This window comes from Acidimicrobiales bacterium (assembly GCA_035540975.1).
GTDB lineage: Bacteria > Actinomycetota > Acidimicrobiia > Acidimicrobiales.
Genome location: DATLFN010000005.1, coordinates 45,295 through 59,086 on the forward strand (window position 1 = coordinate 45,295; position 13,792 = coordinate 59,086).

The 13,792-nt window shown below is 73.0% G+C and carries 14 protein-coding genes and 1 tRNA gene; 5 read left to right on the forward strand and 10 right to left on the reverse strand.

Annotation, left to right across the window (positions count from 1 at the left end; translation table 11 throughout):
- Window position 1: 1 nt before the first annotated feature.
- Genes VM242_00755 through VM242_00790 form a run of 8 tightly spaced genes read right to left on the reverse strand, consistent with a single transcriptional unit; the run spans window position 2 to window position 8,689 of the window.
- On the reverse strand, window positions 2-637 hold the full coding sequence (locus VM242_00755; protein HVM03678.1) for a heme-copper oxidase subunit III: 636 nt from the start codon (window positions 635-637) through the stop codon (window positions 2-4).
- Entirely contained in the window at window positions 637-2,808 is a 2,172-nt protein-coding gene (gene ctaD / locus VM242_00760) for a cytochrome c oxidase subunit I (GenBank protein HVM03679.1), read from the reverse strand. Before ctaD ends, VM242_00755 begins: the two co-directional genes overlap by 1 nt.
- Before the next feature lie 25 nt (window positions 2,809-2,833).
- Entirely contained in the window at window positions 2,834-3,868 is a 1,035-nt protein-coding gene (coxB, locus tag VM242_00765; GenBank protein ID HVM03680.1) for a cytochrome c oxidase subunit II, read from the reverse strand.
- A 22-nt stretch (window positions 3,869-3,890) separates the two neighbouring features.
- Entirely contained in the window at window positions 3,891-4,475 is a 585-nt protein-coding gene (locus VM242_00770; protein HVM03681.1) for a TlpA disulfide reductase family protein, read from the reverse strand.
- The gene (locus VM242_00775) at window positions 4,475-5,485 is read right to left on the reverse strand and encodes a cupredoxin domain-containing protein (GenBank protein ID HVM03682.1); all 1,011 of its coding nucleotides are present in this window, start codon (window positions 5,483-5,485) and stop codon (window positions 4,475-4,477) included. The genes VM242_00770 and VM242_00775 overlap by 1 nt, the downstream gene beginning before the upstream one ends.
- Window positions 5,486-5,492: 7 nt before the next feature.
- On the reverse strand, window positions 5,493-6,077 hold the full coding sequence (locus tag VM242_00780) for a cytochrome c oxidase subunit 3 (GenBank protein ID HVM03683.1): 585 nt from the start codon (window positions 6,075-6,077) through the stop codon (window positions 5,493-5,495).
- Window positions 6,070-7,704, reverse strand: coding sequence for a cbb3-type cytochrome c oxidase subunit I (locus VM242_00785; GenBank protein HVM03684.1), 1,635 nt, complete (start codon window positions 7,702-7,704; stop codon window positions 6,070-6,072). Before VM242_00785 ends, VM242_00780 begins: the two co-directional genes overlap by 8 nt.
- 7 nt (window positions 7,705-7,711) lie before the next feature.
- Window positions 7,712-8,689 carry a heme o synthase gene (locus VM242_00790; protein ID HVM03685.1) on the reverse strand — a complete coding sequence of 326 codons (978 nt, stop codon included), beginning with the start codon at window positions 8,687-8,689 and terminating at the stop codon, window positions 7,712-7,714.
- Window positions 8,690-8,695: 6 nt separating this feature from the next.
- On the opposite strand from VM242_00790, the gene VM242_00795 reads away from it, so the two are divergent.
- From VM242_00795 to VM242_00805, 3 genes are read left to right on the forward strand one after another with little or no spacing between them, the layout of a single operon-like run.
- Window positions 8,696-9,634 (forward strand): COX15/CtaA family protein, encoded by a 939-nt coding sequence (locus VM242_00795; protein HVM03686.1) that lies wholly within the window; start codon window positions 8,696-8,698, stop codon window positions 9,632-9,634.
- 30 nt (window positions 9,635-9,664) lie between these two features.
- Window positions 9,665-9,955, forward strand: coding sequence for an ATP-dependent Clp protease adapter ClpS (clpS, locus tag VM242_00800; protein HVM03687.1), 291 nt, complete (start codon window positions 9,665-9,667; stop codon window positions 9,953-9,955).
- 19 nt (window positions 9,956-9,974) lie between these two features.
- On the forward strand, window positions 9,975-10,472 hold the full coding sequence (locus VM242_00805; protein ID HVM03688.1) for a DUF2017 family protein: 498 nt from the start codon (window positions 9,975-9,977) through the stop codon (window positions 10,470-10,472).
- A 7-nt stretch (window positions 10,473-10,479) separates the two neighbouring features.
- Here the strand turns inward: VM242_00805 and VM242_00810 are convergent, their stop codons facing one another.
- Together VM242_00810 and VM242_00815 are read right to left on the reverse strand one after the other, a co-directional pair.
- Window positions 10,480-11,337 (reverse strand): DegV family protein, encoded by an 858-nt coding sequence (locus VM242_00810; protein HVM03689.1) that lies wholly within the window; start codon window positions 11,335-11,337, stop codon window positions 10,480-10,482.
- The gene (locus VM242_00815) at window positions 11,334-11,999 is read right to left on the reverse strand and encodes a glycerol-3-phosphate acyltransferase (protein ID HVM03690.1); all 666 of its coding nucleotides are present in this window, start codon (window positions 11,997-11,999) and stop codon (window positions 11,334-11,336) included. The genes VM242_00810 and VM242_00815 overlap by 4 nt, the downstream gene beginning before the upstream one ends.
- A gap of 119 nt (window positions 12,000-12,118) precedes the next feature.
- Here VM242_00815 and VM242_00820 point away from each other — a divergent pair, with 119 nt between their 5' ends.
- Together VM242_00820 and VM242_00825 are read left to right on the forward strand one after the other, a co-directional pair.
- The gene (locus VM242_00820) at window positions 12,119-13,390 is read left to right on the forward strand and encodes a hypothetical protein (protein ID HVM03691.1); all 1,272 of its coding nucleotides are present in this window, start codon (window positions 12,119-12,121) and stop codon (window positions 13,388-13,390) included.
- 17 nt (window positions 13,391-13,407) lie between these two features.
- Window positions 13,408-13,480 (forward strand) — tRNA-Glu (locus tag VM242_00825).
- Window positions 13,481-13,792 lie beyond the last annotated feature (312 nt).

A 13,792-nucleotide genomic window follows, 5' to 3' on the forward strand; every position in this document is an offset into this window, starting at 1 on the left:
CCTAGCTCGGGATCAGGTAGATGACGGTGAAGATCACGATCCACACCACGTCGACGAAGTGCCAGTAGAGGCCGGCGATCTCGACGACCTCGGACCGGGACTGGGGCAGCTTGCCCCGCATCGACAGGTTCCACAGGGACAGCAGCATGACGATGCCGAGGGTGACGTGGACGCCGTGGAACCCGGTCAGCACGTAGAAGCTGCTTCCGAACAGGTTGGTGCGGATGGTGAGCCCCTCACGGATGAACGAGGTGAACTCGTAGACCTGGCCGGCGATGAAGCTGGCGCCCAGCAGGGCGGTGGCCATGAGCCACACCCGCAGCCGCCGGTGGTCGCCCCGCTGGATGGCGGCGAGGGCCAGCACCATGGTGAGCGAGCTCATGAGCAGGACGAACGAGCTCACGGACGTGTAGGGGATGTCGTAGATGTCCTCGGGGGTGGGGCCCGAGGCGCTGCGGCCGCGGTAGAGGAAGTACGCCGAGATGAGGGCGCCGAAGAGCAGGCACTCGGACCCGAGGAACGCCCACATGGCGAGCTTCTCGTTGGAGAGACCCGTGTTGGTGACGTGGGCGTGCCCGTCGCCGTGACCCTCGCCGGCAGCCGGCGGGTGGGCGGCGGAGACCTCCGCGGTCGCCATCAGCCCTCCTTCCCGTCGCCGTCGCCGGCGCCGCTCCCGGAGGACGTCGCGTCACCGTCACCGTTGCCGGCGCCGGTGCCGTTCCCGGAGCGCGGCTCCCCGCCGTCGGCCGGCGCGTCGGCGCCCGCCTCGAGCTCGGCCGCACCGCCGCCGACGAGCACCGGCTGCTGGTCGTCACCGTGGTCGTCGTGGTCGTCGTGGGGCTCGGCCGACGGCTCCAGCCCCCATGCGTAGATGGCGCCCAGGAAGAGGAGGGCCCCGAGGACGGCGACGGCGTAGTTGCTGCCGGAGTCGCGCCCGTAGACCATCCCGTAGCAGATGACCGGGATGGCGAGGGCGGCGATGATCGGGTAGTAGCTGGGCGACGGCATGTGGATGCCGAGCTCGGCGGCGGTGGGGACGCGAGCGGGCGCGGCGCGGTCGCCGCCCTCGCCGTCGGCGACCGCCACCGCCGTGGAGGCCGTCTCCCGTTCGGCCGGCGTGCGCCGCACGGGCCGGCCCTCCTCGTCCTCCGCGTACTTCTCGTGCCACAGCGTGTCCACGGCGTGGGCGACCGGCTGCGTGGCGAAGTTGTAGTCGGGCGGCGGCGACGTCGTCGCCCACTCGAGGGTTCGGGCGTCCCACGGGTCGTCGGGGGCCGTGAGCCCGGTCCGGTGCTTGGCCGACCAGCGGATGTTGTAGATGAAGACCAGCGTCGAGAAGGCGATCACGAACGACCCGACCGTCGCCAGCATGTTGAGGAAGTCGAGGCCCAGGCTCTCGTCGTAGGTGTAGATGCGCCGGGGCATGCCCTGGAGCCCCATCCAGTGCATCGGCGCGAAGGTGAGGTTGAAGCCGACGAACCACGTCCAGAAGTTGAGCTTCCCGAGCCGCTCGTTCAGCTGGAAGCCGAAGACCTTGGGCCACCAGTAGTAGATGCCGCCCATGATCCCGAACAGGGCGCCGCCGAACAGCACGTAGTGGAAGTGGGCGACCACGTAGTACGTGTCGGTCTGCTGGCGGTCGTGTGGAGAGACGGAGTGGGTGACGCCCGAGAGGCCGCCGATGGTGAACATGGCCACGAAGCCCATGGCGAAGAGCATCGGGGTGGAGAACTTGAGCGAGCCCTTCCACACCGTCCCCAGCCAGTTGAAGATCTTCACGCCCGTGGGCACGGCGATGAACATCGTCGATATGGAGAAGGCGGAGACCGCCACCGGGCCCAGGCCCACGGCGAACATGTGGTGGACCCAGACGCCCCAGCCCATGAACCCGATGGCGATGCCGGAGAAGACGATGACCGGGTAGCCGAAGAGGGGCTTGCGGGCGAACACCGGCAGGATCTCCGACACCATGCCCATGGCGGGCAGGATGAGGATGTACACCTCTGGATGGCCGAACAACCAGAACAGGTGCTGCCACAGGAGTGGGTCCCCGCCGGCCGCCGGGTTGAAGAAGTTGGCCCCGAAGTTGCGGTCGAACATGAGCAGGAACAGGGCCACCGTGATGACCGGCATGGCGAACAGGATGAGGAACGACGAGACGAGCGTCATCCACGTGAACACCGGCATGCGCATGAGGGTCATCCCCGGGGCGCGCATGTTCAGCATGGTGACGATCAGGTTCACGGAGCCGACGGTGGAGGCGATGCCCAGGATCTGCAGGCCGAACACCCAGTAGTCGATGTTGTGGCCCGGCGAGAAGGTGATGCTGGTGTTGGGGGCGTAGCCGAACCACCCGCCGTTGGGAGCGCCCCCGAGGAAGAAGCTCGAGTACATGAAGAGGCCGCCGAACAGGAAGAGCCAGTAGCTGAAGGCGTTCAGGCGGGGGAAGGCGACGTCGCGGGCGCCGATCTGCAGCGGCACCAGGAAGTTGAAGAACGCCGCCGACATCGGCATGACGACCAGGAAGACCATCGTCGTGCCGTGCATGGTGAAGAGCTGGTTGTAGGCGTCCGCCGACAGGACGGTGCCGTTCGGCTTGGCCAGCTGGAGGCGCATGAGCAGGGCCTCGATGCCGCCCAGGATGAAGAAGACGAAGGCGGTGACGCCGTAGAGGATCCCGATGCGCTTGTGGTCCACCGTGGTCATCCACGACCACACGCCCTTGGGGTCGGTGGGCCGGCGGAGGAGGCCGGTGTCCGCGCGGGTGGCGACCTCGGGGACCGAGGTGGGCTCCAGGACGGTGGTCATCTCGGCGCTCCGGGGTTCTGGGCGGTCACTTCAGCGTCTCCAGGTAGGCGATGAGATCGGTGATCTCCTCTTCGGTGAGGTCGAGGTTCGGCATCAGCGCCCCGGGCTTCTCGGCGGGGGGGTCGCGGAGCCAGGCGCGGAGGTTGGCGGGGTTGAGGTCGAAGATCGCCCCCGCGAACACCTTGCGCTGCTGGAGGTGGGTGAGGTCGGGGCCGAGCTCGCCGGCCGAGAACCCCTTGACGGTGTGGCAGCTGGCGCACCCCTTGGCGCGGAACAGGGCGGCGCCGGCGGCGGCCTCGGGCTGCGTCTTCTCGTCCGGGCGGGCCGCCTCCTCGGCGTTGGACTCCAGCCACTCCTCGAACTCGGCCGGCTCGTGGGCGACGACGCGCAGGCGCATGTCGGCGTGGGAGATGCCGCAGAACTCGGCGCACTGCCCGTAGTACGTCCCCGGCTCGTCGGCCTGGAGCGTCAGGTGGTTGGTGCGGTTCGGGATGGCGTCCAGCTTGCCCGCCAGCTTGGGCGGCCAGAAGCTGTGGATGACGTCCACCGACTCGAGCTTGACGGCCACCGGCCGCCCGGTCGGGATGTGCAGCTCGTTGGCCGTGGTGACGTCGTGGTCGGTGTAGTCGTACTCCCACCACCACTGGTGCCCGATGACGGTGACGTTCAGGACGTCGCCCTTGGGGACCCGGTCGAGGTCGACGATGTTGCCCACGGTCAGGACGCCGACCACGGCGAGGACGGCGGCCGGGATGATGGTCCAGGTCAGCTCCATGCGGATGTTGCCGTGGACCTGGACGGGCGCCTCGTCCTCGGACCGGCGGCGGAACTTCACGGCGGAGTAGATGACCAGCGCCTGGACGAGGACGAAGACGACGCCGGCGATGATGAACACCGGCTTGGCCAGGTTGTGGACCTGGCGGGCGTAGGGCCCCTGGGGGTCGAGGGCGTCCTGGGGGAGGTCGTCGCCGCCCCCGCACGCGCCGAGCACCAGGGTGAGCCCGACGGCGGTCACGACGACCGGCCATCGCCTCCCCGCCGGCTGCCGGCGCCGCGTCACGGTGTCACCCTGTCGCATCTGCTCACGATGTGCCAACTCCGGATCGGCCCGTCAGGCGGGCCAGTCGACGGTCGAGATCGGCGGCCGACAGGCGGCCGTGGGCCACGTCCGCCACCCGCCCGCGGGCGTCGACGAACACGGTGGTGGGCATGCCGCGGAGGCGGTAGTCCGTCGCCACGGCCCGGTCCGGGTCGTAGCCGGCGGGGAAGGTGACGCCGGTGGCGGCCAGCAGCTCGACGGCCTTCGAGCGTGAGTCGTTCACGTCCACGCCGACGAACGCCACCGAACCGGCGGCCTGCCGCGACGCCTGCTCCAGCGCGGGCAGCTCCTCGCGGCAGGGGACGCACCACGAGGCGAAGAAGTTGACGACCACCGGCCTGCCGGCGGGCAGCTCGACGGCCGGGCCGGTCGAGCGGACGTCCTCCAGCGAGAACGGGGGGGCGACCGAGCCGACCAGCGCGGGCGCTGCCGCGTCCTGCCCCCCGCCGGTGAGCCCGGCGCCGACGGCGACGGCCAGGGTCGCCACCGCCGCAGCGGCGGCGAGGGCGCGCCGCGGTACACGGGCACGCCGGACGCGGGGCAACGGGACGGCGGTGGGAGCGGCCATCACTTCGCCTCGGTGACGAAGGAGCCCTTCATGTTCGGGTGGAAGTCGCAGACGAAGAAGTAGGTGCCCGGCTCGGGAGTCTCGAACTCGTAGACGCGCTCGTCCTCGCCGGGGAAGCCCTCGCCGTTGAAGATGGGGGCGGCGTCGGGCGCCTCGCTCTCGTACACGGCGACGTTGTGGAACACGTCGACGTCCTCGTTCACGAACTCGATGCGGACGTGCTCCTCGGCCGGGACGACGATCTGGTCCTTGTCGAACTTCACCTCGCGGGCGACGACGTGGACGGGCTCGCCGTGCTCCTCGCCGGCGTGGTGGAACTCGCGCTCGCCGGCGGCCACGCCGGTGATGCCGGCGCCGGCGGTGGACAGCACGGCGAGGGCGACGAGGGCGAGGATGGCCGAGGAGCTGATGCGGGGCCGGGCCGCCACCCACGCGCACGCGCCCAGGATGGCGACGGCCGCCACGAAGGCGATCGCCACCGCCCCGTTCTTCGACACGGCCAGCAGGATCCGCGACATGCTGATGGCGATGGTGGCCGCCAGCAGGAAGGCGCCGGCGGGCAGCGCCACCGGGACCACGAGGCGCAGGCTGAGCCGCTCGCTGGCGCGGGGCGACCACACCGGGTCCTCGCTCCACGCCTTGGCGAACCAGCCGACGGCGGCGACGAGGACGGCGAGCACGCCGGCGACGACGACCGGGCCGCCGACGGCGGCGGTGGTGGCCAGCACGGCGAGGCAGAGGGCGGCGAACGCGGGCCAGCCACTCCCCCGGGCCGGGCTCCCCGTGGTGGTGGCCCGGCGCTCGGGCGCCGGGGCGCCGGCCGGGATCATCGGCGCCTCGTCGGGGACGGCGGCACCGGAGGCGACGATGGCCAGCACCAGGCCGGCCACGCCCAGGGCGAGGAGCAGGACCATGCCGGCCCTCTCGTCCACCGCCACGTGGTAGAGCAACCCCGTGGCGGCGCCGGCGGCGGCCATGGCGAGGAGCAGCTTGGAGGCGGGGTTCAGCACCGGCGGCCTACTTCAGGACGATGACCGTGTACCACACGGCCACCGCGGCGACGGTTGCGAAGTGCCAGGCCCAGGCGGTCGCTCGGGGCTGGTCGGCCCCGGGCTCGAGCAGCTGGCGGCCGGCGACCCGGAACAGGGTGAGGCTGACGAAGGCGACCGAGAGGCCGACGACGAGCCCGAGCAGCATCGTCAGCGCCGCCACCACCGTCCCGTAGGGATGGGTCACGGCGTCGAACTCCACGTGCCCGGCAGCGAACGACATGAGGTTGAGGAACGCCAGCCCGAGGCCGAGCGTCACGGCGAAGCCGGCCACGCCCTCCTTGCGCTGGCCCCGGTCGAGGGCGGAGCGCGCCCACTCGACGGTGACCGACCCCATCAGCATGGTGAGCACCATGAGGTTGCCCCAGTACTGGTCGATCTCGGTGTCGGGCGGCGGGAACGGCTCGGCCAGCCGGCGCATGTGGAGGTAGGCGCCCAGGAGGGCGGCGAACATCATCCCGCCCCCGGCGGCGAGGAACAGGACGGCCATGGTCAGCACCCTGCGGGGCCGGGTGCCGCCGGCCGAGGGCAGGGCGAGCGTGGGGCTAGCCACCGGCAGCCTCCGACGAGGTGCGCAGGTCGAGCAGGGGGTGCGCCGATCGGACCTCGGGCACGGCGTCGAAGCCCTGGGGCGGCGGCGGCGACGACGTGGCCCACTCCAGGGTGAGCCCGCCGTAGGGGTCGGCGTCGGTCCGGGCCGTGCGGCGGCCGGCCATGCCGCGGGCCACGTCGAGGACGAAGGCCAGCGCGCCCAGCAGCGTCACCACGCCGCCGACGGCGGCCAGCAGCCCGTACGTGGAGGAGCTGGACGAGAACTCGAAGTCCCGCACGTGGGCGGGCGCCCCGTCGTAACCGGCCAGGTAGCTGCCCAGGCCGAGCAGCAAGAAGCCGCCGAACAGCCCGAGGAACGCCACCCGGCCGAGGCCGGCCGACAGCTCCCGGCCGAACAGCTTGGGCGCCCAGTGGTAGACGGCGCCGGCCAGCAGGAGGGTGGGCGCGCCGAAGGCGACGGTGTGGAGGTGGCCCGTCGTCCACGCCGAGCCGTCCACCTTGGCGGCGGCGGCCACCAGCGCGTGGAGGGCGCCGACGGCGCTGAGGGCAACGAAGCCGAGGACGAACTGCATGCTCGTGTGCATCCGGGGCCGGCCCTTGGCCACCGTGCCCAGCCACACGAGGACGAGCACGGCCAGGGGCGCCGCCACCAGGGCGGTGAGCGGGGTGTAGGTGGGGAGGACGATGGCGTCGGCGACGTCGGTGCCGGCCGCCCACGACCCGAAGGCGAGGATGGTGAACAGGGCGATGTGGGCCCGGGCCGCGTCCAGGCCGAGCAGCGGGCGGCGGGCGTGGGTGGCGACGATGTCGCACGCCGCGCCGAGGCCGGGGACGAGCAGCAGGTAGACCTCGGGCCGACCGAACAGCCACAGCGTGTGCTGCCACACCGTCTGGCCGGCCACGTTGTCGGGGCCGAAGAAGTCGCCCCCCAGCCGTTGGTCGATGAAGAGCAGGAGCAGGCCGCCGAGGAACACCGGGGTGGCGACGATGGTGGCGACGCCGCTCGCCAGGGTGGCCCAGCTGAACATGGGCAGGCGGCGCAGCGTGAGCCCCGGGGTGCGGAGCTTGAGGATGGTGGTGACCAGGCTCACCGAGGCGACGACCATGGCGATGGAGACGAGGGCCATCGACGTGATGGCCAGGGCGTTGGCCTTGGTGCCGCCGCCGCCGGGCATGGGGCGGGCATCGGCGATGCCCAGGCCCTCGGGCGGGCCGAGCAGGTAGGCGGCCACTAAGAGGGCGCCCCCGAACACGAACAGCCAGGCCGCGAAGGCGTGGAGCCGGGGCAGGACCAGGCGGCCGGCCCCGATCTGGAGGGGGACGACGTAGGTGGCGAGCCCGACGAAGGCAGGGCCGAGGAACAGCATCGACGAGACGGTGGCGTGCAGGGAGAAGAGCCGCCCGTAGTTGCCGCCGACGATCTGGACGCCCTCGTCGGCCAGCTCGCCCCGCAGCACCATGCCTACGGCTCCCCCGATGACGAGGAACACCAGGGCGCCGCCCAGGAAGACCAGGCCCAGCCGCTTGTGGTCGGCGGTCGCCGGGAGTGCCTCGGAGCCGGCCGGGCCGGGGGCGGTCGGCGGAGGCGGCGGCGCGACGTCGTCGGGCCGGGTCTCGGTGATGGTCACGGGCGGCTCAAAGGGATCGGAGGAGCTGGTCCAGGGCCATGGCGGAGAACAGCAGGGTGACGTAGGTGATCGACCAGCCGAACAGGCGCATGGCCCGCTTGGGGGTGGGGTCGCGGCGCAACTGGAAGGCGTGGCGCAGGAACACGCCACCGAGCACGGTGGCCGACCCCAGGTAGAGCAGGCCCATGTGGGCCACCGGCGAGAACATGAGGGAGGCGGCCACCAGGGCCACCGTGTAGAGCTCGATCTGCCGGCACACCTCCTCCATGGGGACGACCGCGGGCAGCATGGGGACCTCGGCCGCCGCGTAGTCTTCGCGGTAGCGGATGGCCAGGGCCCAGAAGTGGGGCGGCGTCCAGACGAAGATGATGGCGAAGAGCACGAACGGGGCCAGCCCCAGGGTGCCGGTGACGGCCGACCACCCGACCAGCACGGGCACGGCGCCCGCCGCCCCGCCGACGACGATGTTGCTGGTGGACGTGCGCTTCAGCCACATCGTGTAGACGAAGACGTAGAAGAGGGTGGCGCTGACGGCGAGGACGGCGCTCAGGAGGTTGACCGCGCCCCAGAGGAGGGCGAAGGCGGCCACCTCGAGCACCACGGCGAAGGCCAGGGCGTGGGACGGCTCGATCTCGCCGGTGACCAGGGGCCGGTGCTGCGTGCGCTTCATGATGCGGTCGATGTCCCGGTCGACGTACATGTTGATGGCGTTGGCCCCGCCCGCCGCCAGCGTCCCTCCGACGAGGGTGACGAGGACGAGCCAGGCGGGCGGGAGGCCGCGGGCGGCCACGACCATGGTGGGCACGGTGGTGACCAGCAGGAGCTCGATGATCCGAGGCTTCGTCAGCGCCACATACGCGGACACCCGGGTACGCGGCCGGATGGAGGCGGTGGTCACGGCCATGTCGGGTGGCACATTACGGGGACGCCCGCCGGGACGACAAAAGCAGGCGTTTGGCCCTCGGAAACCACGGCTCCCTACCATCGTTCGATGGCCCGCCGCACGCTGTCACCCTCCGCCTACCGGCGGGTCACCCTGGTCGCCCTCCTCGCCCTCGCCTTCATCATCGTCACCGGGGGCGCCGTGCGGCTCACGGGGTCGGGGCTGGGCTGCCCGGACTGGCCGACCTGCGACGGCGGCCGCATCGTGGCGCCCCTGGAGACCCACGCCATGGTGGAGTTCGTCAACCGGACGGTGACCGGCCTCGTCTCGGTGGCGGTGATCGTGGCCGTCCTGGCGTCGCTCCGGCGCTCGCCCCGCCGCAGGGACCTGGTGCGGCTCTCGCTCGGCCTCGTCGCCGGGGTCGTCGGCCAGATCGTGCTCGGGGGCCTCACCGTGCTGTTCGACCTGGCCCCGCCCCTGGTGATGGCCCACTTCCTGCTCTCCATCGCCATCCTGGCCGACGCCCTGGTCCTCCACTGGCGGGCGGGGCAGCCCGACGGCGTCCCCCGGCGGCCGCTGGTCGGGCCCGAGCTGCGCACCCTGGGCCGGGTGGTGACGGCGGCGACCGCCCTGGTGATCCTCCTGGGGACGGTCGTCACCGCCGCCGGCCCCCACGCCGGCGACAAGGACGTGCCCCGCCTCGGCGTGTCCGTGCACCGCGCCGCCCAGCTCCACGGGTTCGCCGTCGTCCTCCTGCTGGCGCTGGTCGTCACGGCCGCCCTCATGCTCCGCCGGGCGGGCGCACCGCGGGCCGTGCGGCGCAGGGTCGAGGTGCTGCTCGCCGTGCTGGTGGCCCAGGGGGCGGTCGGCTACGTCCAGTACTTCACCGGCGTGCCGGTCCTGCTCGTCGGCATCCACATCGCCGGCGCGGTGGCCGTGTGGTCGGCGGCCGTCCGCTTCCAGCTGGGCCTGTCCGGGCCCGAGGCGGCCCCCCGCCGGCCCGGGGGCGCCACGTCCGAAGGACGCCACGCCTACGCCGGCGCGTAGACGGGCCCGATCCGCGGGAGAATCCCGGCGATGACCCTCGCCCCCGCCGAAGTCGAGCAACCGACCTCGGACGACGTCGCCGAGCCCGACCGTCCGTGGGTCGTCATCGTCTGGAACGACCCGATCAACCTCATGTCCTACGTCACCTTCGTGTTCCAGAAGCTGTTCGGGTACTCCCACGAGAAGGCCACCAGGCTGATGCTGGACGTGCACCAGAAGGGCAGGGCGGTGGTGTCCAGCGGGCCCCGCGAGCGGGCCGAGCTGGATGTGTTCCGCCTCCACGAGCACGGCCTGTGGGCGACCATGGAGCACGACCGGTGAGATCGGCCCGCTGACGTTGTTGTTCGGACGGGCCGTCAAGCGGCTCCCCGACGGGGAGCTCCGGCTCAGGCTGAGCGCCCGCGAGCGCGACGTCCTCCGATCGCTGCCCGCCCAGCTGCGGGCGCTGCTGGAGGCGGCACCGGACGACCCGACGGTCCGTCGCCTGGCGCCTCCCGCCTACCGGGACGACGCCGAGCACGAGGCCGAGTACCGCCGGCTCATGGGCGACGACCTGTCGGAGCGACGCCTGGCCGCCCTCGCCGTGCTGGAGGAGACGGCCGGGGCGGAGCGGCTGAGCGAGGAGCAGGCCCAGGGGTGGGTGGCGGCGCTCAACAGCCTGCGCCTGGTGCTCGGGACGCAGCTGGACGTCAGCGAGGAGATGGAGGACGTGCCCACCGACCCCGACGACCCCCGCGCCCCCGCGTTCGCCCTCTACGGGTACCTCAGCGGGCTGCTGTCGGAGTTGGTCGAAGCGCTGTCGGAGGGCCTCCCCGAGGTCGTGGACGACGACTCCTGAAGGACGATCACCCGGCGGTGGTCGCGGTGGTCGGGTACCACATGGCGCCGGCCGTACCCGGGCCGGTGTGGACGCCGACGCTGGGGCCGACGCGGTAGCGCACCAGGTCGACGACCTGGTGCGCCCCGTCCAGTCGAGACTCCAGGGCCTGGCGGACGGGCGCGCCGGCGGCGTCGGCCACGCTGATGCCGACCCGGAGGCGGTCGCCGCTCCCGAGGACGACGGCCGCCATGGCGTCAGCCGCCTCGTCCACCGACCGCACCCGGGCCACCGGCTGATAGGACCCCCCGGCGAGGGAGACGACGGGGAAGGCCTCGGCCTCCTGCGCCCCCTCGGCGGCCGCCGCGCTCATCCGCCCGCCCCGGCGGACCAGCTCGACGGCCTGGACGACGAACACGTTGCCCGTGCGGGCGGCCACCGCCTCGGCCACGGCCGCCGCGTCGTCCAGCCCAGCCCCGGCGGCGATCGCCTCGGCCGCCTCCCAGAGGCAGCAGGCGATGCCGAACGACGCGGTGCCGGTGTCGACCAGGCGGACGGGGACGGGCGACGCGGCGGCGGCCAGCCGGGCCGCGTTGAGTGTGGCCGAGATAGCCGAGCCGATGTGGACGGAGAGGATCTCGTCGGCGCCGGCGTCGGCCAGCGCCCGGTAGGCGGCGGCGAAGCGCCCGGGCGACGGGGCCGCCGTGGCGACGGTGGGCGTGGCGCCGCCGGCGAAGCGGGCGTAGAACCCGTCGGCGTCCAGGTCGACGCCCTCCAGGTGGTCCACGCCGTCGACGGTCACGGTGAGGGGGACCACCTCGACGCCGTACCGGCGGGCCAGATCGGGCGGGACCTGGGCGTTGGAGTCGGTGCAGAGGCCGATCATGCCGCCGCCTCGGCGGCGCGGGCCCGGCGCACGGCGGCGGCGAACCGGGACAGGATGACGGCGCTGGAGGCGGCGGCGGCCAGCGGGAGGCCGGCGGTGGCCCGGGGCGCCCACCCGTTGGGCCACCCCCGCCGCCACCACAGGGTGGCAGCCGCCACCCAGGCGCCGGAGGCGACACCGGTGGCGATCAGCGTGCGGGTGCCCACCTTGCGCGACCACTGGGGCGTGGCCGTCAGCCACGCCAGTCCCACGTCGAAGGGGACGTAGACGGGGAAGGTGGCGACGCACTGGCCCACGCTGGCGGCCACGCCCTTGCCACCCCGGAACCCGTTCCAGACGGGGAAGCAGTGGCCGACCACGGCCGCCGTCCCCGCCACGTGGGCGCCCGCCTCGCCCCCCAGCCGGCGGCCGACGACGCACGCGGCGGCGCCCTTGGCGATGTCGACGGCCATCACGCCGTAGCCCCACCCCTTCCCGAGGACGACCAGGGCGTTGGCGCCGCCCGGGTTGCCGGTGCCCGCCGTGCGCAGGTCGGCGGCGCCCTTCGACGCCAGCCGGGCGGCGGCGTCGGCCGCCGGGGCGGTGCCCAGCAGGTACCCGGACGCGGCCGCCGCCAGGAGCCCGGCGGCCCCCCGGGGAGGCGTGGCGCGGGCCGTCGGCATCGCCGCCGACCCTACCGAAGCCGGCGCAGCGTTCTCGCACCGGGTGCGGGCCGATCACCGGGCCCGCGACGAGCCGGCGACGGGCCGGGGCGGGCCGGGCGACGCTACGGTCGCCCGTCGTGGAGGTGCCCCGGCTGCTGGCGGTGATGGGCTCGGGCGAGACCAGTCCCACCATGGTGAAGACCCACCGCGAGCTGTTGGCGCGCCTGGGGCCGCCGCCCGCGCCCGCCGTCGTCCTCGACACCCCCTACGGCTTCCAGTCCAACGCCGCCGACCTGGCGGCACGAGCGGTCGAGTACTTCCGGGAGAGCGTCGGCCAGACCGTGGAGGTGGCGCACTTCGGGGCGGCCGGCGGGGACCCGCTGGAGTACGAGACGATGCTCGCCCAGGTGCGGGCGGCCCGCTACGTGTTCTCGGGCCCCGGCAGCCCGTCATACGCGCTGCGCCAGTGGCGGGACACCCTGGTGCCGGGGTTGCTGGCCGAGAAGCTGCGGACGGGCGGCTGCCTCACGTTCGCCAGCGCCGCGGCCCTGACGCTCGGTGTGGCCACCGTCCCCGTCTACGAGATCTACAAGGCGGGCGAGGAGCCGCGCTGGCTGGAGGGGCTCGACGTGCTGGCCGAGGCCGGGCTGCGGGCGGCCGTCGTGCCCCATTACAACAACGCCGAGGGGGGGACCCACGACACCCGGTTCTGCTATCTCGGCGAGGAGCGGCTGGCCCGCATGGAGGCGATGCTCCCCGAGGGCGCCTTCGTCCTCGGGGTCGACGAGCACACCGCCCTCGTGCTCGACCTCGACGCGGGGACGGCGAGCGTCCACGGGCTCGGGGCGGTGACCGTCCGCCGGGCCGGCGAGTCCACCGAGATCCCGGCCGGCGAGTCGGTGCCGGTCTCCGAGCTGGCCCGCCTGGCCGGCACCGCCGCCGGCCGCCCGAGGGACCGCCGAGGGTCGGCGGGTGCCCGCTCGGTGACGGCGGAGCCCGTCCCCCGGGCCGCGCCGGGGTCGCCGCTGCTCGAGCGGGTCGCCACCGTCGAGGCCGCCTTCGACGCCGCGCTGGACGCCCGGGACGTGGACGGCGCCGTGCGGGCCGTCCTCGATCTCGAGGAGGAGCTCACCTCGTGGTCGCGCGACACCCTCCAGTCCGACGAGCTGGACCGGGGCCGGGGGGCGCTCCGCTCGATGGTGGTCCGCCTCGGCTCGGCGGCGGAGGCCGGCGCAGCCGATCCCGCCGAGGTCGTGGGGCCGTTCGTCGACGCCCTGCTCGGCCAGCGCGACGCGGCCCGGGCATCGAAGCGGTGGGGCGACGCCGACACCGTCCGCGACCGCCTGGCCGAGCTCGGCGTGGAGGTCCGGGACACTCCGGAGGGGACGACCTGGCGGCTATCCTCCTGACCAGCCCCCTCGGCCCGGCCCCCATCGTCTAGAGGCCTAGGACACCACCCTTTCAAGGTGGCGACACGGGTTCGAATCCCGTTGGGGGTGCTAAGGAAATCCGCAGGTCAACGGGCATTTCTCAGCGAGAGATCGCATCGAGGGCAGCGGTCTTGCTACTGAAATTGCTACTGAAATTGCTACTGAATTGCTACTGGATCCGCCGCTGACGCCGTACACGTGAGGGCCGTGCGAGGCCACATGAGGGAACGCAGCAAGGGGATGGAGTCACGGGTCTGCGAGGCGCTCCGGGGCGACCGCCCCCGGGGCGCTACCGACCCGTCTCCTCGGCGACAAGCGCCAGCCTCTGTGTGCGCCCCGGACCCCTACGTCTGCGCTTCGAGTCTCCTCGGCCGAAACTCG

Coding starts and splice junctions, on each gene's coding strand:
- VM242_00755 (HVM03678.1), bottom strand. CDS start 637: ATGGCGACCGCGGAGGTCTCCGCCGCCCACCCGCCGGCTGCCGGCGAG.
- VM242_00810 (HVM03689.1), bottom strand. CDS start 11,337: ATGATCGGCCTCTGCACCGACTCCAACGCCCAGGTCCCGCCCGATCTG.
- VM242_00770 (HVM03681.1), bottom strand. CDS start 4,475: ATGGCCGCTCCCACCGCCGTCCCGTTGCCCCGCGTCCGGCGTGCCCGT.
- VM242_00790 (HVM03685.1), bottom strand. CDS start 8,689: ATGGTAGGGAGCCGTGGTTTCCGAGGGCCAAACGCCTGCTTTTGTCGT.
- ctaD (HVM03679.1), bottom strand. CDS start 2,808: ATGACCACCGTCCTGGAGCCCACCTCGGTCCCCGAGGTCGCCACCCGC.
- VM242_00815 (HVM03690.1), bottom strand. CDS start 11,999: ATGCCGACGGCCCGCGCCACGCCTCCCCGGGGGGCCGCCGGGCTCCTG.
- VM242_00795 (HVM03686.1), top strand. CDS start 8,696: ATGGCCCGCCGCACGCTGTCACCCTCCGCCTACCGGCGGGTCACCCTG.
- clpS (HVM03687.1), top strand. CDS start 9,665: ATGACCCTCGCCCCCGCCGAAGTCGAGCAACCGACCTCGGACGACGTC.